At 69.6% G+C, this 23,640-nt stretch carries 26 protein-coding genes; 19 read left to right on the top strand and 7 right to left on the bottom strand.

Annotated elements, in window-relative coordinates; genetic code table 11:
• Positions 1-65 precede the first annotated feature (65 nt).
• On the bottom strand, positions 66-953 hold the full coding sequence (locus O9344_RS12205) for a LysR family transcriptional regulator (protein WP_298477321.1): 888 nt from the start codon (positions 951-953) through the stop codon (positions 66-68).
• Between the two features lie 122 nt (positions 954-1,075).
• On the opposite strand from O9344_RS12205, the gene O9344_RS12200 reads away from it, so the two are divergent.
• Positions 1,076-2,572, top strand: a complete 1,497-nt coding sequence (locus O9344_RS12200; RefSeq protein ID WP_298477318.1) for a CoA-acylating methylmalonate-semialdehyde dehydrogenase — start codon at positions 1,076-1,078, stop codon at positions 2,570-2,572.
• A 55-nt stretch (positions 2,573-2,627) separates the two neighbouring features.
• On the opposite strand, the gene O9344_RS12195 is transcribed toward O9344_RS12200, so the two are convergent.
• Positions 2,628-3,029 (bottom strand): type II toxin-antitoxin system VapC family toxin, encoded by a 402-nt coding sequence (locus O9344_RS12195; protein ID WP_298477315.1) that lies wholly within the window; start codon positions 3,027-3,029, stop codon positions 2,628-2,630.
• Positions 3,026-3,268: an Arc family DNA-binding protein gene (locus O9344_RS12190; RefSeq protein WP_298477312.1), complete on the bottom strand. Its 243-nt coding sequence runs from the start codon at positions 3,266-3,268 to the stop codon at positions 3,026-3,028. Before O9344_RS12190 ends, O9344_RS12195 begins: the two co-directional genes overlap by 4 nt.
• A gap of 182 nt (positions 3,269-3,450) precedes the next feature.
• On the opposite strand from O9344_RS12190, the gene O9344_RS12185 reads away from it, so the two are divergent.
• Positions 3,451-4,938 (top strand): M81 family metallopeptidase, encoded by a 1,488-nt coding sequence (locus O9344_RS12185; RefSeq protein WP_298477309.1) that lies wholly within the window; start codon positions 3,451-3,453, stop codon positions 4,936-4,938.
• An 18-nt stretch (positions 4,939-4,956) separates the two neighbouring features.
• Here the strand turns inward: O9344_RS12185 and O9344_RS12180 are convergent, their stop codons facing one another.
• Complete coding sequence (locus tag O9344_RS12180) at positions 4,957-5,949, bottom strand: 2-dehydropantoate 2-reductase (protein WP_298477306.1); 993 nt, start codon at positions 5,947-5,949, stop codon at positions 4,957-4,959.
• Positions 5,950-5,963: 14 nt separating this feature from the next.
• On the bottom strand, positions 5,964-7,136 hold the full coding sequence (locus O9344_RS12175) for an FAD-binding oxidoreductase (protein WP_298477304.1): 1,173 nt from the start codon (positions 7,134-7,136) through the stop codon (positions 5,964-5,966).
• Between the two features lie 112 nt (positions 7,137-7,248).
• On the opposite strand from O9344_RS12175, the gene O9344_RS12170 reads away from it, so the two are divergent.
• From O9344_RS12170 to O9344_RS12135, 8 genes are all read left to right on the top strand, one after another.
• A complete protein-coding gene (locus O9344_RS12170) occupies positions 7,249-8,133 on the top strand; it encodes a CoA ester lyase (RefSeq protein ID WP_298477300.1) in 885 nt (294 codons plus the stop codon).
• 56 nt (positions 8,134-8,189) lie between these two features.
• Positions 8,190-8,795: a shikimate kinase gene (locus tag O9344_RS12165; protein WP_298477298.1), complete on the top strand. Its 606-nt coding sequence runs from the start codon at positions 8,190-8,192 to the stop codon at positions 8,793-8,795.
• Complete coding sequence (gene aroB / locus O9344_RS12160; protein ID WP_298477296.1) at positions 8,792-9,922, top strand: 3-dehydroquinate synthase; 1,131 nt, start codon at positions 8,792-8,794, stop codon at positions 9,920-9,922. Before O9344_RS12165 ends, aroB begins: the two co-directional genes overlap by 4 nt.
• 8 nt (positions 9,923-9,930) lie before the next feature.
• Positions 9,931-10,410 carry a GNAT family N-acetyltransferase gene (locus O9344_RS12155; protein ID WP_298477293.1) on the top strand — a complete coding sequence of 160 codons (480 nt, stop codon included), beginning with the start codon at positions 9,931-9,933 and terminating at the stop codon, positions 10,408-10,410.
• Between the two features lie 95 nt (positions 10,411-10,505).
• Positions 10,506-11,789 carry an HlyC/CorC family transporter gene (locus O9344_RS12150; RefSeq protein WP_298477290.1) on the top strand — a complete coding sequence of 428 codons (1,284 nt, stop codon included), beginning with the start codon at positions 10,506-10,508 and terminating at the stop codon, positions 11,787-11,789.
• Positions 11,790-11,938: 149 nt separating this feature from the next.
• Complete coding sequence (locus O9344_RS12145; RefSeq protein ID WP_298477287.1) at positions 11,939-13,081, top strand: glycosyltransferase family 1 protein; 1,143 nt, start codon at positions 11,939-11,941, stop codon at positions 13,079-13,081.
• A gap of 21 nt (positions 13,082-13,102) precedes the next feature.
• On the top strand, positions 13,103-14,329 hold the full coding sequence (locus O9344_RS12140) for a glycosyltransferase family 2 protein (protein ID WP_298477286.1): 1,227 nt from the start codon (positions 13,103-13,105) through the stop codon (positions 14,327-14,329).
• A 5-nt stretch (positions 14,330-14,334) separates the two neighbouring features.
• Positions 14,335-14,706 (top strand): methylglyoxal synthase, encoded by a 372-nt coding sequence (locus tag O9344_RS12135; protein WP_298477482.1) that lies wholly within the window; start codon positions 14,335-14,337, stop codon positions 14,704-14,706.
• Between the two features lie 3 nt (positions 14,707-14,709).
• Here O9344_RS12135 and O9344_RS12130 read toward each other — a convergent pair whose 3' ends face one another.
• Positions 14,710-14,976 (bottom strand): BolA family protein, encoded by a 267-nt coding sequence (locus tag O9344_RS12130; protein ID WP_298477283.1) that lies wholly within the window; start codon positions 14,974-14,976, stop codon positions 14,710-14,712.
• Between the two features lie 130 nt (positions 14,977-15,106).
• Here O9344_RS12130 and leuD point away from each other — a divergent pair, with 130 nt between their 5' ends.
• A complete protein-coding gene (gene leuD / locus O9344_RS12125; protein WP_298477280.1) occupies positions 15,107-15,712 on the top strand; it encodes a 3-isopropylmalate dehydratase small subunit in 606 nt (201 codons plus the stop codon).
• A gap of 85 nt (positions 15,713-15,797) precedes the next feature.
• Here leuD and O9344_RS12120 read toward each other — a convergent pair whose 3' ends face one another.
• A complete protein-coding gene (locus tag O9344_RS12120; RefSeq protein ID WP_298477277.1) occupies positions 15,798-16,361 on the bottom strand; it encodes a hypothetical protein in 564 nt (187 codons plus the stop codon).
• 135 nt (positions 16,362-16,496) lie between these two features.
• Between O9344_RS12120 and O9344_RS12115 the strand changes: the two genes are divergently transcribed.
• From O9344_RS12115 to O9344_RS12080, 8 genes are all read left to right on the top strand, one after another.
• Entirely contained in the window at positions 16,497-18,137 is a 1,641-nt protein-coding gene (locus O9344_RS12115; protein WP_298477274.1) for a HAMP domain-containing sensor histidine kinase, read from the top strand.
• Positions 18,134-18,856: a response regulator transcription factor gene (locus tag O9344_RS12110; RefSeq protein WP_298477272.1), complete on the top strand. Its 723-nt coding sequence runs from the start codon at positions 18,134-18,136 to the stop codon at positions 18,854-18,856. The genes O9344_RS12115 and O9344_RS12110 overlap by 4 nt, the downstream gene beginning before the upstream one ends.
• A 121-nt stretch (positions 18,857-18,977) precedes the next feature.
• Complete coding sequence (locus tag O9344_RS12105) at positions 18,978-19,388, top strand: RidA family protein (protein ID WP_298477269.1); 411 nt, start codon at positions 18,978-18,980, stop codon at positions 19,386-19,388.
• 30 nt (positions 19,389-19,418) lie between these two features.
• Entirely contained in the window at positions 19,419-20,216 is a 798-nt protein-coding gene (locus O9344_RS12100; RefSeq protein WP_298477266.1) for a chorismate mutase, read from the top strand.
• A gap of 39 nt (positions 20,217-20,255) precedes the next feature.
• Positions 20,256-21,359, top strand: a complete 1,104-nt coding sequence (gene hisC, locus O9344_RS12095; protein ID WP_298477264.1) for a histidinol-phosphate transaminase — start codon at positions 20,256-20,258, stop codon at positions 21,357-21,359.
• Positions 21,356-22,276, top strand: a complete 921-nt coding sequence (locus tag O9344_RS12090) for a prephenate/arogenate dehydrogenase family protein (protein WP_298477261.1) — start codon at positions 21,356-21,358, stop codon at positions 22,274-22,276. The genes hisC and O9344_RS12090 overlap by 4 nt, the downstream gene beginning before the upstream one ends.
• A 4-nt stretch (positions 22,277-22,280) precedes the next feature.
• Positions 22,281-22,721 (top strand): cupin domain-containing protein, encoded by a 441-nt coding sequence (locus O9344_RS12085; RefSeq protein WP_298477256.1) that lies wholly within the window; start codon positions 22,281-22,283, stop codon positions 22,719-22,721.
• 25 nt (positions 22,722-22,746) lie between these two features.
• Positions 22,747-23,508: a GNAT family N-acetyltransferase gene (locus tag O9344_RS12080; RefSeq protein ID WP_298477253.1), complete on the top strand. Its 762-nt coding sequence runs from the start codon at positions 22,747-22,749 to the stop codon at positions 23,506-23,508.
• The last annotated feature ends 132 nt before the right edge of the window (positions 23,509-23,640 follow it).

The following is a 23,640-nucleotide window of genomic DNA, read 5'->3' as shown; positions in this document are numbered from 1 at the left end:
CCATGGGTCCGCCCCCAGGGACGCCGGGCTCTTCCCGTTGTCGTCGAAGCTCTTGCCGTACCGCCTCAGGCGAACAGCCCCTCGGCCGCCGCCACCTCCTCGACGACGAAGCGATAGGCCTCGTCGATCCGCGCGATGCGTCGCGTGTCGACATGGGCGACGAGGTGATAGGTGCGGCGGATCGCGAGGCCCGGCAGCACCCGGGCGAGCCCGCCCGCATCGCGCGCCGCATAGTCGTGGAGGATGCCGATGCCGGCGCCGGCCTTCACCGCCGCCATCTGGGCCAGCACGCTGGCGCATTCGAATCGCCGCTGCCCCGCATCGAAGGCCGGCGGGTAATAGGTCAGCGATTCCGAATAGTGCAGCTCCTGCACCGAGGTGACGAGGAGGTGGCGGCGCAGCGCCTCCGGGTCGGCGGGCGCGCCGTGGCGGTCGAGATAGGCGGGCGTCGCATAGAGGCCGAGGCCGTATTCGGTGAGCTTGCGGACGGTGAGCCGCCCGTCGGAGGGCGGGTCGATGACCACCGCGAGGTCGGCGTCGCGCTTCGACAGCGACATGGTCCGCTGCAGCGGCACGAGCTGGATGGTGAGCTCGGGGTGCCGCTCCGCGAGCTTACCCAGCCTGGGGCTGAGGAAGAGCGCGCCGAACCCCTCCGGCGCGCCGATGCGGATGGTGCCGGAGACGACCCGGTCGACCTGCGAGACATCGGCCTGCGCGTCCAGCCAGGCGGTCTCCATAGCTTCCGCCGCGGCGAGGAAGCTCTCGCCCGCCACCGTCAGCATGATCCCGGCCGTCGAGCGGGCGACAAGCTGCGTGCCGAGCTGCTCCTCCAAAAGCCCGATGCGGCGGGCGACGGTGGCATGGTCGAGCGACAGCGCCCGCGCCGCGGCGAGGAACTGGCCGGCGCGCGCCACGGCGAGGAAGACCCGGACATGATCCCAATTTGGCGTCATGCGCCTATCTTACGCCAAAACGCGCACAACGCATGCGCCATCTTACCCCTTGGACCTTGCACCGCTTCGCTCTAGTGCTGCTGCGGGGCCGCAACGGCCGAGACGTCCGAGGGAGACAGCCCATGCGCAATTACGGTCATTTCATCGGCGGCAAGCATGTCGCCGGCACGTCCGGCCGCACCGCCGACGTCTTCCAGCCGCTCGACGGCTCGGTCTTCGGCAAGGTGGCGCTGGCCTCCAAGGCCGAGGTCCGCGCCGCGGTGGAAAACGCCAAGGCGGCGCAGCCCGCCTGGGCCGCCACCAACCCGCAGCGCCGTGCCCGCGTGCTGATGAAGTTCCTCGAGCTCTGCGCCCGCGACAACGACAAGATGGCCGAGCTGCTGGCCCGCGAGCACGGCAAGACCATCCTCGACGCCAAGGGCGACATCCAGCGCGGCCTGGAAGTGGTCGAGTTCGCCATCGGCGCGCCGCAGATGATGAAGGGCGAGTACACCGAGGGCGCCGGCCCGGGCATCGACATCTATTCGATGCGCCAGCCGCTCGGCGTCTGCGCCGGTATCACCCCGTTCAACTTCCCCGCCATGATCCCGCTGTGGAAGGCTGGCCCCGCCATCGCCGCCGGCAACGCCTTCGTGCTGAAGCCCTCCGAGCGCGATCCGGGCGTGCCGCTCATGCTCGCCGAGCTCTTCCTCGAGGCCGGCCTGCCGCCGGGCATCTTCAACGTCGTCAACGGTGACAAGGAGGCGGTCGACGCCGTCCTCGATGATCCGGACATCAAGGCCGTCGGCTTCGTCGGCTCGACCTCCATCGCCGAATACGTCTATGCCCGCGGCTGCGCCAGCGGCAAGCGCGTCCAGTGCTTCGGCGGCGCCAAGAACCACATGATCATCATGCCCGACGCCGACATGGACCAGGCGGTCGATGCTCTCGTCGGCGCCGGCTACGGCTCGGCCGGCGAGCGCTGCATGGCCATCTCGGTCGCGGTGCCGGTGACCGAGGAAGCCGCCAACCGCCTGATGGAGAAGCTCGTCCCGCGGGTCGAGAGCCTGAAGATCGGCCCCTCCACCTCGCTCGATGCCGATTTCGGCCCGCTCGTCACCGCCCAGGCGCTGGAGCGCGTGAAGGGCTATGTCGATATCGGCGTGAAGGAAGGCGCCAAGCTCGTCGTCGACGGCCGCGGCTTCAAGATGCAGGGCTACGAAAACGGCTACTACATGGGCGGCTGTCTCTTCGACAACGTCACCAAGGACATGCGCATCTACAAGGAGGAGATCTTCGGTCCCGTCCTCTCCGTGGTGCGCGCCAAGACCTATGGCGAGGCCCTCGACCTCGCCAACGACCACGAATATGGCAACGGCGTCGCCATCTACACCCGCGACGGCGATGCGGCCCGCGACTTCGCCGCCAAGGTGCAGGTCGGCATGGTCGGCATCAACGTGCCGATCCCGGTGCCGCTGGCCTATTACACGTTCGGTGGCTGGAAGCGCTCGGCCATCGGCGACCTGAACCAGCACGGCCCGGACGCCTTCCGCTTCTACACCAAGACCAAGACGGTCACGTCCCGCTGGCCCTCGGGCATCAAGGACGGTGCCAGCTTCGTCATCCCCACCATGGGCTGAGCGAAGGCTCTTCTGACATCATCGACGCCGTCGCGGCTCCCGCGGCGGCGTTGTGCTATCCGGCGGCCGTCTCCAGCGTCCGGGCGTATTCCGGGAAGGCCTGCGCGAGGCGCCTGTCCGCCGTCACCAGCGGAGCGCCGAGGAAGCGGGCAAGGGCGACGAACTCGCCATCATAGGCGGAGCATCCGCTCTCGCTGGCAAGCGAAAGAACGTCCGCCGAGACCACGTCATACTCGTGGCCCCGCATAAGATCCTCGGCCTCGTCCTGAAGCTGAATGGCCTGATCGAGGGTCAGCACAGCGCGGCGCACATAGAGCGTGAGGACATTGCGGAACTCGCTGCGCCAGAGAATGGGTGCCACCCATTCCGGGTCACGCGCATAGACCCGCTCCGCCATGGCGGTGAACGGCGAGGGGATCAGCAGATAGGCAATGACATTGGCGTCGGCGACGATCACGGCCGGCCGTCGTCAATCGCGGCGATGAGGTCGTCATGCGCAACCGTCTGCGGATCGATCACCGGCCGCAGCGCGCGGATCCGCTGGATTCGCTCCTCCGGCGCGAGCCGCCGGGGCTGCAGCGCCTGCTCCAGGCAATGGATCATCTCGCCGTTGATCGAGCGCCGATGCGCAGCCGCGCGCTGTCGCAGCCGCTCATAGAGATCGTCGGGGATGTTCTTCAGCGTCAGGGTTGCCATGGCGCAACTCAGGGATGGAACCATTATGGTTCCATGTTACGTGCGCTTCAACTCGCCCGCCTCGTCAAGTCTCCCCATCGCGACCGCGTCATGTCGCTCGGGGACTGGCCGGGCTGACCGCTCTCGGCTTTGATCCCTTCCCTGAGGCCACCGCCCGGGGGCCCTTGCTCAGGACCACGCCCATGCGCATCGCCGTCGGCGGTTTCATGCACGAGACCAACACCTTCGTCCCGGAGCCGACGCCCTGGGCCATGTTCAACCAGGAGGGCGCCTGGCCGGGTTTCACCCGCGGTCCGGATCTCCTGACCAAGTTCCGCCCCTTCAACATCGCTTCGACCGGCTTCATGCGCATCGCCGAGGCGGCCGGCCACACGATGGTGCCGCTGTCGTGGTCCTTCGCCCAGCCATCCGGCCGCGTCGAGGATCGCGTCTTCGAGCGCGCCGTCTCCTACATCCTCGCCGACCTCGCCGATGCCGCCCCCGACGCCGTCTTCCTCGAGCTCCACGGCGCCATGACCACCGAGACCATCGAGGATGCCGAGGGCGAGCTTCTCGCCCGCGTGCGTCGCCTTGTCGGCCCCGACGTGCCGGTCCTCTCCTCGCTCGACCTCCACGCCAATGTCACGCGGCTGATGGTCGACAAGGCCAGCTTCATGTCGGCCTATCGCACCTATCCCCATATCGACTGGCTGCAGACCGGCGAGCGCGTCGCGCAGTGGCTGGACCGCGTCCTCGCCTGGGGGCCGCGCCCCGCCCGCGCCTTCCGGCAGGTGCCCTTCCTCATTCCCATCGCCTCGGGCTGCTCGATGATCGAGCCGATGAAGGGGCTCTATGCGCTGCTGGAGGCGATCGAGGCCGAGACCGGCGTGCATCTCTCGCTCTGCCCGGGCTTTCCCTCCGCCGACATTTTCGACATGGGCGCGACCGTGATCGGCTATGGCGCCGAGCAGGCCAGCGTCGATGCCGCCGTCGACCGGCTCTATCACGCGGTCCTGAGGTCCGAGGCCGCCTTCCTCGAACATCTCGCCAAGCCGCAGGACGAGGCGGTGGCGCTGGCCTTCCAGCGCGCCGGGATGGCGGGCAAGCCCGTCATCATCGCCGACACGCAGGACAATCCCGGCGCCGGCGGCTCCTCCATCACCACCGGCTTCCTGCGCGCCATGATCAATCGCGGCGCGCAGTCGACGCTGATGGCGCTGCATCACGAGCCGGTCATCGCCGCGGCGGCGCATCAGGCCGGCAAGGGCGCGACCATCGCGGTGACCTTCGCTGCCAACGGCACCGGCCCCGGCGAGGCGCCGCTGGCGACGACGGCCGAGGTGGTCGCCGTCTCCGACGGCCGCTTCATCGGCACCGGGCCGATGGTCGGCGGCCAGCCCATCAATATGGGGCCCTCGGCCTGGCTCAGGATCGGCGGCATCGATCTCGTCGTCGGCACGGTGCGCCAGCAGCCGCATTGCGTCGCGGTCTGCACCCATCTCGGCATCGACATTACGTCTTACAAGGTGGTGGTGCTGAAGAGCTCGGTGCATTTCCGCGGCGACTGGCAGCCTTATGCTGACAGCGTCGTGGTCGGCGCCTCGCCCGGCGCGGCGCTGGACGATACCGGCGTCATCCCGTTCCAGCACCTCCGGCCGAACGTCCGCCGGCGGCCCATGTCGAACCAGTGAGGGTAGGGGGGCGCTCCCTCACACCTTCACGGGCGCCTTGCTCACCGCCGCATCGAGCGCCCTGAGCAGCGGCAGCACCACGTCGATGGCCGGCGTCGGCACGCCCTGCGCACGGCCGAAGGCCTGCAACTGCCCGACAATGGCCTCGACCTCCATCGGGCGCCCCGCCTCGGCATCCTGCAGCATGGAGGGCTTGCCGCCGGGGCGGCCGGGCCGCGCCGGCAGCGCCGCGGCGGGATCGACCTCGGCCGTCAGGTCCCAGCCCAGCGCCTTCGCCACCGCCAGCATTTCCTCGATCATGCCGATGCCGAGTTCACCGATCCCCGGCACCTCGTGCCAGCGTCCCAGCGGCAGGCGGGAGAGGGCGCAGAGCGGGTTCGCCGCGATGTTGAGGGCGAGCTTCTCCCACATGGCCTTGCGGATGTCGGTCGTCACCTCGCCGCCGAGCCCGGCGCGCTTGAACACCTCCGCCGCAGCATCGGCCCGCGGCGAGGCGTCGCCGGTGGGCTCGCCGATGATCCAGCGGTTGCCGGCGGTGTGGGTGATGAGTCCCGGCTCGGTCACCGCATTGGCGGAATAGACGACGCCGCCGAGCACACTCTCCGGCCCGAGATCGCGCCAGAGCAGCCCCTGCGGGTCGAGGAGGGGCAGCGATCCCTCCTCCTCGTCGATGCCATGGTTCCACCACCACGGCACGCCGTTGGTGAAGAAGACGGCGGCCGCGCCCGGCGCCAGCAGCGCCTTGATCTGGCCGGCAATGGCGGGCAGCGAATGGGCCTTCAGCGTCACCACGACGAGGTCCTGCGGCGGCAGCGTCGCGGGATCGTCGGTCGCCGCATGGGGCTTGCCGCCGAGCGTTTCGCCGCCGGTATGCAGCGTCAGCCCCTTGTCGCGAATGGCGGCGAGATGGGCGCCGCGCGCCACCACCGAGATCTCGGCGTCGCGCGCCGCGATGAGCCGCGCCGCGGCGTTGCCGCCGACCGCGCCGGCGCCGAAGATGCAGACCTTCATGGAGGGCTTCCTGGTCAGATCACGTTGAGTTCGAGGACCGGCTCGTTCCGCAGGATGCGGTCGAAGCCGAAGACGGAGAGGTCGAGGCTGCGATAGCCGCCATGGACGATGAGCTCGGCCAGCGCCCGGCCGGCGGCGGGCGCCTGCTGCAGGCCGTGGCCGGAAAAGCCGTTGATGAACATGAGGCCTTCGACCGCCGGATGGGGGCCGAGGATGGCGTTGTGGTCGAGCGTGTTGAAGTCGTAATGCCCGGCCCAGGCGCGGATCTGGCGGAGCTGTTCCATGGCCGGGATGCGTGTCGCCCAGGCCGGCCAGACATGGGCCTCGAACTCGTCGTGGGCGGGAGTGAAGTCGCCATAGGCCGCAGGATCCGGATCGTCCTCGCCCGGCCCCCAGCCGCCGATGACGAGGTCGCGCTCGGGCCGCATCCAGACGCCCGACGGATCGACGATCAGCGGCATGTCGGGGAAGGTCTCCGGGCATTTCACCACGAAGACCGTGCGCTTGCGCGGCTCCACCGGCAGCGGCACGGCAATACCTTGGGCGAGCTTGCCCGCCCAGGCGCCGGCGGCGAGCACGAGCGTGCCCGAGGATCGCGCCGAGCCATCCGCCATCACCGCGCCGGTGACACGGTCGCCCGTCCGGGTGAGGCTCGCGACCTCGCCCTTCTCATAGGTCGCGCCGGCCTCCCGCGCCGCCTTGCGGAAGAGGTCGAGCAGCATGGCCGCATCGAACCAGCCTTCGCCGGTGCGGCCCCAGGCGCCAAGCGCGATGTCCTCGGTCGAGATCCAGGGGAAGCGGGCCTTCAACTCGGCAGCGCCGAGCAGCAGGATGTCGGCGCCCTCGGTCGTCTGCGTGCGCCAGTTGGCCTCGAGCACCGCGCGCCCGCCCTCCGAGGCGAGGATGAGATAGCCGCCCTCGCGGAAGCCGATATCGGCATCCGCGCCGAAGCGCTCCTTCAAGCCGCGGATCACCTCGATGCCGAAACGGCTCATGCGGATGTTCTCGGGCGTCGAGAATTGCTGGCGGATGGAGGCGGCCGAGAGCGTCGTCGAGGCCTCGGCATAGGTCGGGTCGCGCTCGATGACATGCACCGAGCCGGCAAAGCCCAGCTCCTTCTTGAGGAAATAAGCGGTGCAGGATCCCATGATCCCGCCGCCGACGATCAGCACATCAGCGTGTGTCACGCACTGTCTCTTGGGTCTGTCGGTCTCGTTCGGAAGGACGATGGCACGCATGCTGCGATGCAGCTAGCCTCACGCCGACATAGCCACTCCCCGGACCCAAAGACCTCCCGCCATGGCCATCCGCCCCCGCCGCTCCGTCCTCTATATGCCCGGCTCCAACGCCCGCGCGCTCGACAAGGCGCGCACGCTGCCCTGCGACGTCGTCATCCTCGACCTCGAGGATGCGGTGGCACCTGATGCCAAGCAGGTGGCGCGCGAGCAGGTCGCGGCCGCCGTCGCCCAAGGCGGCTTCGGCCACCGCGAGGTGGTGGTGCGCCTCAACGGCTTCGACACCGCCTGGGGCCATGACGATCTCGCAGCCCTCGCCCCCACCGGCGCCGATGTCATCCTCATTCCCAAGGTCAACGAGGGTGCGGACCTGATCGCCGCCGGCAAGGCCATTGCCGCGGCGAACGCGCCGGAGCGCACCGCCGTCTGGGCGATGATGGAGACGCCGCTCGCCATGCTCAACGCCGGTGGCATCGCGGCGGCCGCCAAGGACCGCTCCACCCGCCTCACCGGCTTCGTCATGGGCACCAATGATCTTGCCAAGGAGACCGGCGCCCGCATCGTGCCGGGCCGTGCCCCGATGAATGCCTGGCTGATGACCTCGCTCGCCGCCGCGCGCGCCCACGGCCTCGCCATCCTCGACGGCGTCTGGAACGAGATCGGCGACGAGGCCGGTTTCGCCCGCGAATGCGCCGAGGCCCGCGACATGGGCTTCGACGGCAAGACCCTCATCCACCCCAACCAGATCGGCCCCTGTAACGCCGCCTTCTCGCCCGCCGAGAAGGAGGTCGCCTGGGCGCGTACCATCATCGCCGCTTTCGATCTCCCTGAGAACGCGTCCAAGGGCGCCATCCAGATCGAGGGCCGCATGGTCGAGCGCCTCCATGCCGAGATGGCGCGCAAGCTCGTCGCCATTGCCGACGCCATCGCGGCGCGCGAGGCCGCCTGAGCCTCGCCCGATCCGCTCGGTTGCCCTGCCGCCCGATTCCGTGAGACACGGGCGTCATGGTGGGTGAGGCAACCTCGACGGCTACGGCCGCGATCGACGTGAAGCGGCTGCGCGAGGCGCTCGGCACGCGCACCATCGTGCTCGTCGGCCTCATGGGCGCCGGCAAGTCGACCATCGGCAAGCGGCTTGCGGCGAAGCTCAACCTGTCCTTCGTCGATGCCGACACCGAGATCGAGAAGGCCGCCGACCTCACCATCCCCGAGATCTTCGCCCGCCATGGCGAGGCCTATTTCCGCGCCGGCGAGGTCCGCGTCGTCGCCCGCATCCTCGAATCCGGGCCGCAGGTGCTGGCCACCGGCGGGGGCGCCTACATGAACCCCGAGACGCGCGCCCGCATTCGCGACCGCGGCATCTCGGTCTGGCTCAAGGCCGACCTCGACGTGCTGATGAAGCGGGTGCGCCGCCGCACCGACCGTCCCCTGCTCAAGACCGACGACCCCGAGGCGGTGCTGCGCCGCCTGATGGACGAGCGCTATCCCGTCTATGCCGAGGCGGCGCTCACCGTCATGTCCCGCGAGGCGGCGCATGACGAGATTGTCGACGACGTGCTGCGGGCGCTGTCCACCCTCCTCCTGCCGTCCGACGAGCGAGCCCAGCCGTGAGCACCGACGCCCCCGAGACCACCCGCGTCCCCGTGGCGCTGGGCGATCGCTCCTACGACATCCTCATCGGCTCCGGGCTGATCGCCTCGGCCGGCGCGACGCTCGCCGCGCGCTTTCCCGGCCGCGCCGTCGCCATCGTCACCGATCAGACCGTCGGCACCCTCCATGCGCCCGCGCTGGAAGCGGGACTTGCCGCCGCGGGCCTGCGCCATCACCGCATCACCGTGCCGCCGGGCGAGGCCACCAAGCGCTTCGCCATGCTCGAGGAGGTGGTCGACCAGATCCTTAGCCACCGGCTGGAACGCGGCGACATCGTCCTGGCCCTCGGCGGCGGTGTCGTCGGCGACCTCGCCGGTTTCGCGGCCGCCATCGTCCGCCGCGGCATGGGCTTCGTGCAGATGCCGACCTCGCTGCTCGCCCAGGTCGACAGCTCCGTCGGTGGCAAGACCGGCATCAATTCGCGCCACGGCAAGAACCTCATCGGCGCCTTCTACCAGCCGGGCCTCGTCCTCGCCGACACCGACGTGCTCGACACGCTCTCCACCCGCGAGTTCCGCGCCGGCTATGCCGAGGTGGCGAAATACGGCCTCATCGACGATCCCGGCTTCTTCGGCTGGCTGGAGGCGAACTGGCGCGGCGTCTTCCAGGGCGGCAAGGATCGCGTCCACGCCATCGCCACCTCCTGCCGCGCCAAGGCGGCCGTCGTCGCCCGCGACGAGACCGAGACCGGCGACCGCGCCCTGCTCAATCTCGGCCACACCTTCGGCCATGCGCTGGAGGCCGCCACGCGTTACGACGGCACGCGCCTGGTCCATGGCGAGGCGGTGGCCATCGGCATGTGCCAGGCCTTCCGCTTCTCGGCGAAGCTTGGGCTCTGCTCCGGCGACGCCGCCGAGCGCATGACGGCGCATCTCAAGACCGTCGGCCTGCCGACCGAGCTCGCCCATGTGCCGGGCGGCGTCGGCGACGTCGACGGGCTCATGGCCGCCATCGGCCAGGACAAGAAGGTGGCGCGCGGCAAGCTCACCTTCATCCTCGCCCGCGGCATCGGCCAAAGCTTCATCGCGAAGGACGTCGATCCGGCCGCGGTGCGCGCCTTCCTGGCCGAGGACCTCGCGAGAGGCTGAAACGCGCCATGGGTGAGATCCGGATCCGGCAGGCTGTGATCGACGATGCCGCGGCCATGGCGGACCTCCTCAACGCCATCATCGCGAAGGGCGGCACCACCGCCCATCGAACGCCCTTCGACATCGACCGGATGATCGCCGAATATGTCGCGCCGCCCCGCCTGATTGCCTGCCATGTCGCCGAGCGTGACGGCGCCATCCTCGGCTTCCAGTCGCTGGAATGGTCCGATCCGGACTGGGCCGGCGCCAATCCTCGTCCGGCGGACTGGGCGCTCGTCGCCACCTTCGTCGCCATCGAGGGGCAGGGCAGCGGCATCGGCCGGCGGCTCTTCGAGGCGACGCGTCAGGCGGCGCGTGCCGCCGGCGTCGTCATGATCGACGCCACCATCCGCCGCGAGAATGCCGGCGGCCTCGCCTATTACAGCCGCCAGGGTTTCGTGGACTATTGGTCCGACGACACGGTCATCGCCAAGTCGAGGGCTCCCTGACGCGCCCGCCTTGCCTCACCGCCGAAAGCCTTTAGGCATAGGCGACACCATCGCGCACTATCCACAGAGGCGCGGCCCGAGAGGCCCGGAGGATCATGGACGAGCTTGCGATCAACCCCTGGCTGGCGCTGGGCCTCATCGTCGCCTGCCTCCTGCTGTCGGCCTTTTTCTCCAGTGCCGAGACGGCCATGTCCGCCGCCTCCAAGGCGCGGATGCTGGCGCTGGAAGGCGCCGGCGACGCCCGCGCCGGCATCGTCAGCCGCCTCCTCGACACCCGCGAGCGGCTGATCGGCGCCATGCTGGTCGGCAACAATGTCGTCAATGTCGGCGTCTCCGCCTTCGCCACCACGCTCTTCGTCTCCGTGGTGGGCGCCGAGGGCGTCATCTACGCCACCGCCATCATGTCGGTGCTGATCATCGTCTTCGCCGAGGTGCTGCCGAAGACGGTGGCCATCACCCGCCCCGAACAGACGGCGCTTGCCTTCGCCCGGCCGGTCTCCGTGGTGGTCGCGCTGTTCGGCCCGGTCCTGCTCGCCGTCGAGGCCATCGTGCGCGGCGTGCTGCGGCTGTTCGGCATGCGCGTCAAGGAGAACCAGAACGTCCTCACCGGCGCCGAGGAACTGCGCGGCACCGTGGACCTCATGCACAAGGAGGGCTCCTTCGAGAAGCTCGACCGCGACATGCTCGGCGGCCTGCTCGACCTGCGCGACCTCACCGTGGAGGACGTCATGGTCCATCGCACCAAGATGGTGAGCATCGATGCCTCCGACGCGCCGGAGAAGATCGTCCGCGACGTCCTCGCCGCGCCCTATACCCGCATCCCGCTCTGGCGCGACACGCCGGAGAACATCATCGGCGTCCTGCACGGCAAGGACCTGCTGCGGGCCCTGGCGGCGGTCGGCGGCGATCTCTCCAAGATCGACCCGTCCGGCCTCGCGCTTCCCGCCTGGTTCGTGCCGGATTCGACCAGCCTGCAGGACCAGCTCAAGGCCTTCCTGCGCCGCAAGACGCATTTCGCCTTCGTGGTCGACGAATATGGGGAGGTGATGGGGCTCGTGACCCTCGAGGACATCATCGAGGAGATCGTCGGCGACATCAAGGATGAGCACGACGTGCAGGTGACCGGCGTGCGGCCCCAGGCCGACGGTTCCGTCAATGTCGATGGCTCGGTCCCCGTCCGCGACCTCAACCGCGCCATGGACTGGCGGTTGCCTGACGAGGAGGCCACCACCGTGGCAGGCCTGGTCATCCACGAGGCGCGCTCCATCCCCGAGACCGGCCAGACGTTCACCTTCCACGGTTTCCGCATCCAGGTCCTCAGGCGGCAACGAAACCGCATCACGGCAATCAAGATTACACCACTTGATCGCGTGAATTAGTCATATTTCGTAGCGTCACGGCTCCTTAATCTGTTTTTTAGCTCATTTTAGGATTATGGACGTAACGTCAATTTGTTCAAAGTCATTGGGTATGGCGTATGGCTCGGGTCGTTCTCGACGGCCACTTTTTCAGGACCCCCTGGACGGGCGTGGCCTATTACGCGTACGGCCTGCTGTCGGCGCTCGCCGAGGATGCCCGTGCCGCTGAGCTGACCGTGCTCGAGGGCACCCGTTCGCAGGACCTTTCCGCCTGGATCCGCCACGAGCGCGGCGGCCGTCGCCAGCCCGCCGGCGAGTCGGTCTCGCCGCGCCTCCATCGCCTCGTCCACCGCGTTCCCATGCTGCGCGGCGTCGCCCGCCGCACCCGCGCCATCCTGCACCGCATTCCCGTCTCGCGGATGCAGTTCGACCTCTTCCATGCGCTGAACTACATGCCGGTTACCGACGTGCGGGGCAATGTCCTCCCCGTGGTGCACGACATGTCCTGCATGACCAATCCCGACGACCATCCCGCCGAGCGCGTCCGCTTCTTCGAGGCCCAGCTCGCCCGGGTCTGCGCCGCCCCCGCGATTCACACCGTCTCGCAATTCTCCCGCAATGAAATCGTGCGCCTGCTCCACGTCGATCCGGCGCGTGTCCATGTCATCCCGCCGGGCGCCGACCATCAGTGCCTGGCCGCCCCGCTGGCCGGGGAGGGCGGTGCCGGCGACGTCGCACCTCTCGGCCTCACCAGCGGCCGCTATGTCGCCTCGGTGGCGACGCTGGAGCCACGCAAGAACCTGCGCACCCTGGTCGCCGCCCAGCTCGCGCTCGATCCGGCGCTCGCCCGCCGCCAGCCGCTGGTGCTGGCCGGCGCCAAGGGATGGGGCGATCTCCGGATGCCGGCCGGCCTCGACGCCGCGGTCGCCGACGGCCGCATCGTCCTCGCCGGCTATCTCGACCGGTCCACCCTCGTCGCCCTCACGCGCCACGCCCGCGCCGTCGCCTATCCCTCGACCTATGAGGGCTTCGGCCTGCCGGTGCTGGAGGCGCTGGCCTGCGGCACCTCCGCGGTCATCTCCGAAGGCACGGCCTGCGTCGAGGCGGGCCAGGGCGCCGCGCTGGCTTTGCCCGGCCTCGACATCGACGCCTGGGCCGCCTGCCTCGCCGACCTCGCCTCCGACCCCATCACCACGCCGCGGCGATCCGCTCTCAGGGACGCGGCCCTGGGGGCACCGACCTGGGAGGATGCCGCGGCGCAGACGCTGCAGCTTTACGAGGACCTCGGCAGGCGCCCTCTCGCCGTCCACTGACGAGCAGTCTAGAAAGCTTGTATGGAAGACCTCGACCGGCAGATCGCCGAGGCCTGCGCGCGCCTCGCCCCTCGCCTTGGGCCCGCCCCCATCGTCGCCGTCGCCTGCATTCGCGACGAGCAGGACGTGGTCGAGCGTTTCGTCCGCCATAACCTGTCGGTCGTCGATGCCCTGGTGGTGGTGAACCACCGCAGCCGCGATGCGACGCCCGCCATCCTCGACGCCCTGATGGCCGAGGGCCTGCCGCTTGCCGTCTGTCATGCGAGCCTGCCCGGCAAGCACCAGGCCGACTGGATGAGCCGCATGGCCCGCGCCGTCGCCCACCGGCTCTCCGCCCATCCGGTGGTGCCGCTCGACGCCGACGAGTTCCTCACCGGCTCCGACCCTGAGACCATGCGCGGCCTGCTGCGCGCCATACCGCGCGATGCGGTCGCGGCGCTGGAGTGGTTGAGCTATGTCCCGATGCCGGCAGATCCGCCGGACGAGGTCGATATCCTGAAGCGGGTCACCCACCGCCGGGCGCGCGAGGTGTCCCGCACCCTGAAGCTCGCCGCCGGTGGCGACCTCGCGGCGGATGCCGGCTTCCTCTGGAGCCATGGGTCGCATCGGGCGACCCTGGCCTTGCGCGATCTCGATCACCTGCCGCAGAGGCGCGATCTATCACTGGCCCATTTCCCCGTGCGCTCGGTCGACCAGCTGCGCGCCAAGGTGGCGAATTCCCGGCTGAGCAACGCGGTCCGCACCGGCCGCGCGGACTATCTGTGCTACGATTGGCTGGAAAACCTTGTGCCGCTCGTGCCGCACATGACCAGCGACGACCTCAGGAAGGCCGCGGCCAATTATCTGTGCGAGCGCGATTTCGGCGATGACGAGGTTGTCGCGGACCCCATCATCCCGCTTGGCGGGGCCCTCTGCCACACGACCGGTCAGGTTCCTGATGCGCTCGAACGCGTCATGTGGAATGCGATGGACCTCGCTCTCCTCTGCTCGGTCCGCCCCGACCTCACTTTGCCTGCCGTGCCCGATCCGGCGATCCAGGAGCGCTCCCTGGCAATGCGGGGGGCCCTCGACCGACTGCGCGACCCCACCGTCGGCGGCGAGGCCTCGCCGGACGCCCTTGTGTCGGCGTTCATCGCACGGCGACCGGCAATCAGCGAGATTCCCGCCCGAACGCTGGCCCGGGAACTCCTTTGGCGCATCCGGCGGCGCCTGCGATCCATGCTGGGCCTCACCAGGACGACATCATGACCGATATGCCCGACAGCCTCGTCGCCCTCATCGCCCATGACCAGAAGAAGCCGGACATGCTGGCCTGGGTCAGGCGGCATCACGCAGTGCTCCAGCGCCTGCCGCTGGTCGCCACCGGCACCACCGGCTCGCGGCTCAAGGCGGACATGCCCGATCTCGACATCCGCCTGATGAAGAGCGGCCCGCTCGGCGGTGACCAGCAGATCGGCGCGCTCATCGTCGAGGGGCGGATTGCGCTGCTGGTCTTCCTCGTCGATCCGCTCTCGCCGCATCCCCACGACGTCGACGTCAAGGCGCTGACGCGGCTCGCCGTGGTCTATGACGTGCCCATGGCCTGCAATCTCGCCACGGCGGATCGGCTGGTGGCGGGGCTTTGAGCCTCACTCCCCCGGCGCCCTGGTCTCCAGCGCCAGCGCATGGACGCGGCCCTTGAGCTCGGCGTCGAGCACCTGGTTGACGGCGCGGTGGCGGTCCACCCGCGACTTCCCGGCAAAGGCCGCCGAGACCATCTTCACGCGGAAATGCGTCTCGCCGCCCTCGCGCCAGCCGCCATGGCCCTGGTGATGGTGGCTCTCGTCGATCACCTCCAGCGTGGCCGGCGCGAAGGCGGCGGTGAGCTTTTCGGTGATGGTGTCGCGAACGGTCATGATCGTCTCCCGGACCTGCCATATCGGCCGGCCGGGCCGGCTCTGCAACCCCGCGGCCCGTTCGGCCGCCTTGCCCATGGCGCCGCGCCTCTGATACATCGCCGCCCAAGAGCCGAGGGGGACACGACCCATGCAGAAGTTCAATGTGCTGACCGGCGTCGCCGCGCCGATGCGGACGATCAATGTCGACACCGACATGATCATCCCGAAACAGTACCTGAAGACCATCAAGCGCACCGGCCTCGGCAAGGGCCTGTTCTCCGAGGCGCGCTACAAGGATGACGGCTCCGAGAACCCGGATTTCGTGCTGAACAAGCCGGCCTATCGCAACGCCCAGATCCTCGTGGCGGGCGACAATTTCGGCTGCGGCTCGTCGCGCGAGCACGCCCCCTGGGCGCTGCTCGACTTCGGCATCCGCTGCGTGATCTCCACCAGCTTCGCCGACATTTTCTACAATAACTGCTTCAAGAACGGCGTCCTGCCGATCACGGTGACGCCGGAAGAGCTGGAAAAGCTGTTCGAGGACGCCGACCGCGGCTCCAACGCCACGCTCACCGTCGACCTCGAGGCGCAGGAGATCCGCGGCCCCGACGGCGGCACGATCAAGTTCGACATCGACGCCTTCCGCAAGCACTGCCTCCTCAACGGCCTCGACGACATCGGCCTGACCATGGTCAAGGAGAAGTCGATCGGCAGCTTCGAGAAGACCGTCTCGACGGCGCGTCCCTGGCTCTGACGGAAAAGCCCGGCGCGAGGCGCGCCGGGCCATCCGGGGGAACGGATCCTCAAGAGAACGGGCGTGATGCGCCCGCCCAGCCTGCTCAGTTCGGCCGGTAGGGCAGCGACGAGTGGTGCACGACGATCCGCAGCTGGCCGGCGCTGTCCTTCACGAAGGTCCAGGTCTTGTCGACCGTCGTCACGGCGCCGTTCGGGCCGGTGATGGCGACATTGCCCATGGTCGAGGCGGAGGTGCCGGCGATGAAGATCGCGCTGTTGGTCGCCTCGCACTTCGTCCAGCCGCTCAGGGCGAAGCCCTTGTCGTTCGGGAAGGCCGAGTCGCCACCGACGAAATAGGCCAGCGCGCCGGCGCGGGTGGTGCGGAAGGTCTGCGGCGCCACGGTCAGGGTCGGTTTGAACAGGACGGCGCCCATCTGGTAGCCGTAGGCGGCATCGATGACGCGCTCGGCGAGGGCCTTGGCGGCGGGCTGACCCTGGGAGGCATGGGTCGTGCTGATGCTGACGAGGGCATCGCACCAGGCGCGCTGGGCCGCGACGACCTCGCGCTCGGTGATGGCCTGGTTGACGACGGTCTGTGCCGAGGCGGAGCCGGACACGGTGGCCAGCGCCAGGAAAGCGGCGGCAAGGGCGGGATGGCGGATGGTCATGAGGTCTCCTCGGGTTGTCTGGCGCCGGCGGGTGATGACGGTGTCGCCGCCAGCGCCGGTATCGGTGTAGGCTGCCGCCGCTGACGCCGGCTTGAACCGGGAATGAGCGGGCCCTGAACGGCGCATGAAAAACAGATGACGACCCCGACCCCGGCCCGGCCCTCCAACGTTTTCGGACGTCGCCTGTTGCTGGCGCTGGCCCTGCTGGGCTCGATCGCCGTGGTGCAGGGCATCGTGGCGCTGTGGGCCGTCGGCCAGGTCGAGCGCCATGTGCTGAGGGGCCGTGTGGCCGCCGACATCAAGCAGGGCTTCACCGAGCTCCGGTCGGACAAGCAGCAGCTGCGCACCTGGCTCGCCCAGCAGCAATTCGGCGCCGCCGCGGGCGACGCCCCGCGCGACGCCCTGCTCGAGCGCATGCGGCTCGTCCTCGCTGAGCTCAAGGGCCTCGCCGCCCAGGCCGTGCTGCTCGACGACAGCCCCGCGGCGCGGCAGCGCCAGGCCGAGCGCCGGGACGCGCTGCGGGTCCTGGAGGGGAGCCTCGCCCAGCTCGGCCGCGGCCTTGCCAGCCTCAATCCGGTCCCCGCCGGCACCGACGCCGCCCTGGCCTGGCGCCTCGCCAATGACCTCTTCGACCGCGCCGAGGGCCGCGACCTGCGCCTCCTCCTGTCCGAGAGCATCGAGCGCGAGGATACGGCCCTGCGCGAGAAGCGGGCCGACACCGATGCCGCCCTTGCCCTGCTCAGCCGCTCCTGGATCGGATCGACGGCGGCCCTCGTGCTGGTGGCGCTGCTGCTCGCCGCCTATTTCACCCGGGCGCTGCGCGGCCCGCTGCGCGGCCTCGCTGATGGCGCGGCGGCCTTGCGGCGGGGCGATCTCTCCCACCGCATTCCCGTCACCGGAACGGACGAGTTCGCCGATGTCGGGCGCAGCATGAATGCCATGGCGGAGGAGCTGGCGGAGCGCCGGCGGGTGGAATCTGCGGCCCGCTCGGCCCTCGAGGAGCAGGTGGCCGTGCGCACCTCCGAACTGCGCGCCGCGCTCGCGGCGCAGAGCGACGCGGAGGCCCGCCGCCGGCAGCTCTTCGCCGACATAAGCCACGAATTGCGCACGCCGACCACCGCCATCCGCGGCGAGGCGCAGGTCTCCCTGCGCGGTGCCGACAAGCCGGTCGAGGAATACCAGGCCTCGCTGCGGCGGATCGAGGACGCCTCCCGCCACCTCAGCCTCGCCATCGACGACCTGCTCACCATGGCGCGCAGCGATATCGACGCCCTGTCGCTGCGGCGCGTGCCGTTCGATCTCGTCACCATCCTCGACGATCTCATCTCCTCCGGCGAAGCCATAGCCCGGGCGGGCGGCGTCAGCCTCGACCATGAGCCCTGGCCCGCGGCCCTGCCGGTGATCGGCGATGCCGACCGTCTCAGGCAGTTGCTGCTGGCCGTGCTCGACAATGCCGTCCGCTATTCGCGCCCTGGCCAGGCGGTGCGGCTGGACGCGGTGCGGATGGAGGGCGACGCGCCGAGAGTCGAGATCCGAATCCATGACGCGGGGATCGGGATCGCCGCCGAGGAGCTGCCGCGGGTCTTCAACCGCAGCCATCGCGCCGCGAATGCGGTTCTCCACCGCGCCGATGGCAGCGGCCTCGGCCTGCCCATCGCCCGCGTGCTGGCCCGCGGCCATGGTGGCGAGATCACCCTGGCGAGCAGCCCCGGTCGCGGCACCACGGCCACGGTGACCCTGCCGCTGGCAGTCGAGGGAACGGCGGTTTCGGCATGAACATCCTGATCATCGAGGACGACCCGCGCATCGCGGATTTCCTGCAGCGGGGCCTGCGGGCGGAGGGCATGCGGGTGCAGGTCGCCCGCAGCGGCGCCGAGGGTCTCGACCAGGCCCGTGCCGCCTGGGACGACCACCGCGGCGGCGGCGAGACCACCCTCGTCATCCTCGACCTCATGCTCGGCGACATGAGCGGCCTCGACCTCTGCCAGACGCTGCGCGCCGGCCAGGTCGAGCTGCCCATCCTGATGCTGACCGCCCTGTCGACGGTCGAGGACCGCGTGACCGGGCTGCGCCTCGGCGCCGACGACTATCTCTGCAAGCCCTTCGACTTCGAGGAGCTGCTGGCCCGGATCGAGGCCCTCAGGCGGCGGGGCCGCGCCTTGCAGAGCCCGGCCCGCACCGTGCTCCGCGTTGCCGACCTGGAGCTCGACCGGGTGACGATGAAGGTCACGCGCGGCGGCAAGGTCCTGGCGCTGACGGCGCGGGAGATGGCGCTGCTCGAACTGCTGATGAGCGCTCCCGGCCGGCTGTTCAGCCGCGAGCGCATCCTCGCCAATGTCTGGGGCGTCAACGAGGACCCGCTCACCAACATCGTCGATGTCTATATCGGCCGGCTGCGCGGCAAGGTCGATGCCGGGCAGGCCCAGCCGCTGATCCACACCCAGCGGGGCCTTGGCTACCGCCTGGAGGTCGATCCGGCGGGCGCGTCCCGCTGAGCCGCCTCGGCGGCGGGACTTCCCGGGGAGATGGAAGGTCTCCTTCGCGCGGGGCGATCTGTTCTTGGCGTCGCGGACTGTGTAAACGTCGCGGCCCCCGCCTCGTCACCGGACCTGCGCCATGGAACGCCGCCTGATCTCCACCGGCTCGCCCTTCGAGAAGACGGCCGGCTATTCCCGCGCCGTGGTCCAGGGCGGCTTCGTCTTCGTCGCCGGCACCACCGGCTACGACTACGCCACCATGACCCTGCCCGCGACCGTCGAGGAGCAGACCCGCAACTGCTTCCGGACCATTGCCGCGACGCTGAAGGAGGCCGGCACCTCCATGGCCAATGTCGTGCGCGCCACCTACTACATCACGGATCCCGCCGATGCCGACAAGGTCTTCCCCATCTTCGGCGAGGTCTTCGGCGACATCCGCCCGGCCTCGACGCTGCTCGTCGTCGCCGGCCTCTACAAGCCCGAGATGAAGGTCGAGATCGAGGTCACCGCCGCCCTGCCGGGCGCCGCCGCCGACACGCTCTTCGCCTGATCGCTGTCTCTTTCGCGCAGGACTGATCCCATGCCCACCAAGCCCCCGCCGAGCCTTGCGGACCTGCGCGGCGAGATCGACCGCATCGACGCCGCCATGCACAGGCTGCTGATGGAGCGCGGCCAGATCATCGAGACGCTGATCGCGGTGAAGAAGACCGCCGAGACCGGCTCGGCCTTCCGCCCGGCGCGCGAGGCCGATGTCGTCCGCCGCCTGGTCGAGAACCATTCCGGCCGCCTGCCGGTGGAGCTCGTCGTGCAGATCTGGCGGCAGATCATCTCCACCTTCACCTATGTCCAGTCGCCCCATTCGGTGCACGTGGTCATGGGTCCGGAGCAGGAGAATGCCCGCGAGCTCGCCCGCTTCCATTTCGGCTTCGGCGTGCCGCTGGTGAAACATTCGAGCCCGGCCTCGGTCATCGCCGCCATCGGCCGTGACCGCGGCGACCTCGGCCTGATCGGCCTGGGCGCTGCCCGCGAGCCCTGGTGGGAGAAGCTCGGCCTCGCCGACCAGCCCATTGCCATGGCGACCGCCCCGGCGATCGCCCGCGCCGCGAGCCCGCGCCCGCCTCAGGCGCTCGTCATCGGCCATCCCTCCATCGACACGGCCGGTCTCGACACCCGCATCGTCGCGGTGACGCTGACGGGGAGGCCCCCCGTCGATGTCGACGCCGTCATCGCCAGTGCGGAGGAGGGCGGTCGCCACCACATCCTCGCCTGGGGCCCGCGCGAGGCCTCCGATGCGGAGATCGCGCAGGACGCCGCTTCCGGCATCACTGTTGAAGCCGCCCGCACGGTCGGCTACACCGCGAAGCCGATCGCCGCCTGAACCCGCCGGGTCGGGCCGCCCCTCGTTTCCGGTGCCGACATGACCCTCGAAGCCACGCGTCCCGTTCCCCGTCCCGGTGTGATGGCGATCGACGCCTATGTGCCCGGCAAGTCCGGCGCGCCGGGCGCGGCCAAGGTCTACAAGCTCTCGTCCAACGAGACGCCGCTCGGCGCCAGCCCCAAGGCCATCGAGGCCTATCGGAAGGGCGCCGAGAAACTCGAGCTCTATCCCGAGGGCACCTCGGCCGAGCTGCGCGAGGCGATCGCAGGCCTCTACGGCCTCGACGCCGACCGCATCCTCTGCGGCTCGGGCTCGGACGAGCTGCTGTCGCTGCTCACCAATGCCTATATCGGCCCCGGCGACGAGGGCCTGTTCACCGAGCACGGCTTCCTCGTCTACAAGATCGCCATCCTCGCGGCCGGCGGCACGCCCGTCGTCGTGAAGGAGAAGAACCTGACCACCGACGTGGACGCCATCCTCGCCGCGGTGACGCCGAAGACGAAGATCGTCTATCTCGCGAACCCGAACAATCCGACCGGCACCTACATCCCCTTCGACGAGGTGAAGCGGCTCCATGCCGGCCTGCCGAAGACCTGCCTGCTGATCCTCGACGCGGCTTACGCCGAATATGTCCGCCGCAACGATTACGAGAGCGGCCTGGAGCTGGTGGCCTCCAACGAGAACGTCGTGATGACGCGCACCTTCTCGAAGATCTATGGGCTTGCCGCGCTGCGCATCGGCTGGATGGTCGGCCCGGCCCATCTCATCGACGCGGTGAACCGCATCCGCGGGCCGTTTAACGTCAATGCCGCGGCGATCGCCGCCGGTGCTGCCGCCATTGCCGACCAGGCCTTCGTCCAGAAGGCCATCGAGCACAACGAGACCTGGCTTCCTTGGCTGACCGCCGAGATCGAGAAGCTCGGCCTGAAGGTCACGCCCTCGGTCGGCAACTTCCTGCTGCTGCATTTCCCGAAGGATGCCGGCAAGACCGCCGCCGAGGCCGACGCCTTCCTCGTGTCGAAGGGCCTCGTCCTGCGCCGGGTCGGCGCCTATGGCTTGCCCGATGCGCTGCGCCTCACCGTCGGCACCGAGGAGGCGAACCGCCACTTCGTCGCGACGCTTGCCGAGTTCATGAAGCGGTGACCGACGCTCCGCTGTTCGGCACGGTCACGCTGATCGGCATCGGCCTGATCGGCTCGTCCATCGCCCGCGCCCTGCGCCAGCTGCCGCTGGCGGGCCGCGTCATCGCCGCCGACCGCTCGGAGGCGGTGGTCGCTCGCGTGCGCGAGCTCGGCTTCGCCGACGAGGCGACGACCGACATGGCCGCCGCCGTCCGGGATGCCGACCTCGTCATCGCCTGCGTCCCCGTCGGCGCCATGGGCGCTGTGGCCGAAGTGATCGGCCCGCACCTGAAGCCCGGCGCCATCGTCTCCGATGTCGGCTCGACCAAGGGCTCCATCGTCGCGCAGATGGCGCCGCACATGCCGCCGGGCGTCCATCTCATCCCCGCCCATCCGGTGGCGGGCACCGAGCATTCCGGCCCCGATTCCGGCTTCCCCGAGCTGTTCCATGGCCGCTGGTGCATCCTCACCCCCGTGCCGGACACCGACCCCGCCGCCATCGAGACGCTCACCACCTTCTGGCAGGCGCTGGGCTCGAAGGTCGAGGTCATGGCGCCCGACCACCACGACCTCGTCCTCGCCATCACCAGCCACGTGCCGCACCTCATCGCCTACAACATCGTCGGTACCGCCTCGGACCTCGAGACCGTCACCGAGAGCGAGGTGATCAAGTTCTCGGCCGGCGGCTTCCGCGACTTCACCCGCATCGCCGCCTCCGACCCGACCATGTGGCGCGACGTCTTCCTCCACAACAAGGAGGCGGTGCTGGAGGTGCTGGGCCGCTTCACCGAGGACCTCATCGCCCTCCAGCGCAACATCCGCTGGGGCCAGGGCGACCAGCTCTTCGACCTCTTCACCCGCACCCGCGCCATCCGCCGCTCGATCATCGACCAGCGGCAGGACACGGCCGATCCGGATTTCGGCCGGAACCGCAAGTGACGTGATGACGGGGGACACGATGACGGCCGACGCGATCATCGCCTTGCTCGGGCTCCAGCCCCATCCCGAGGGCGGCTATTTCCGCGAGACCTTTCGCGACGCCCCCGGTGCGGATGGCCGCGCTGCCTCCACCGCCATCTATTTCCTGCTGAAGCGCGGCGAGCGCTCCCACTGGCACACGGTGGACGCGGTGGAGATCTGGCACTGGCATGCCGGCGCGCCGCTCAAGCTGTCGCTGGCGGCGACCGATGCCGGCCCGGTGACCGAACTCATCCTCGGCGCCGATCTCGGCAAGGGCGAGCGGCCGCAAGGCGTCGTGCCGCCGCATCACTGGCAGGCGGCCGAGACGCTCGGCGACTGGACGCTGGTTGGCTGCACCGTCGCCCCCGGTTTCGATTTTGCCGGGTTCCGGCTGGCGGCCCCCGGCTGGCATCCGGGCGCCTGATCCCTTTCATCACGGACCTTTTTCCATGACCGACATCGCCCTCGTCCGCACCATCGAGGAGCGGCTGTTCAACGCCTGGCCGGCCCTGCAGACGGTCTATTGCGACGGCTGGATGCTGCGCATGGCCGGCGGCCATACCAAGCGCTCCAATGCGGCGAGCCCGTTCTACCCCTCGTCCATCAGCGGCGAGGAGCTGATCCGCACGGTGAAGAGCCTCTACCGCCGGGCCGGCATCGAGCCGATGGTGCGCATCACCCCGCTCGCCGGCGAGGGCATCGATCAGGCCTTCGCGGAGGCCGGCTGGACCATCTACGACGAGACCGACGTGATGGTCGCCTCGCTCGCCGAGAGGGTGAAGATGGAGGGCGCGCGCGATGCCGCCGTGGTCCTGTCGGAGGAGCCCACCGAGGCCTGGGTCGAGGGCGCGGCGGAGGCCTATGAGCTCGCCGACTGGCAGCGCGACATGCTCGGCCGCATCGTCGGCTCGATCCGTGTCGAGACCGCCTTCGCCACCGTCTATATCGACCGCAAGGCGGTAGGCTTCGGCCTCGGCGTCTCCGATCGCGGCTATGTCGGGCTCTATGATCTCGCGGTGCACCCTGCCGCGCGCGGCTCGGGCGCTGGCCAGCGGATGATCGGCGCGCTCTTGCACTGGGGACGCTCCCACGGCGCCCGCAGCGCCTATCTCCAGGTGCGCCAGACCAATGTGAAGGCCCACGCCCTCTACGAGCGCCTCGGGTTCCAGGTGGCCTATGCCTATCACTGCCGGCGCATGCCGCAGGGGTGAGTTCTGCCTCGGCAGACCGGCATTCCGGGACGTGCGTCCTTCGAGGCTCGCCTTTCAGGCTCGCACCTCAGGATGAGGGAGATTGGTGGCTGGCAAATGGCTGGCCGGAACGCGACCTGCCCGTTGATGCCG

It is taken from the genome of Phreatobacter sp. (genome assembly GCF_027532945.1).
Taxonomy (GTDB): Bacteria; Pseudomonadota; Alphaproteobacteria; order Rhizobiales; family Phreatobacteraceae; genus Phreatobacter.
The sequence above is the reverse complement of the archived record's forward strand: the minus strand, read 5'-3'. Positions and strand labels throughout refer to the sequence as shown.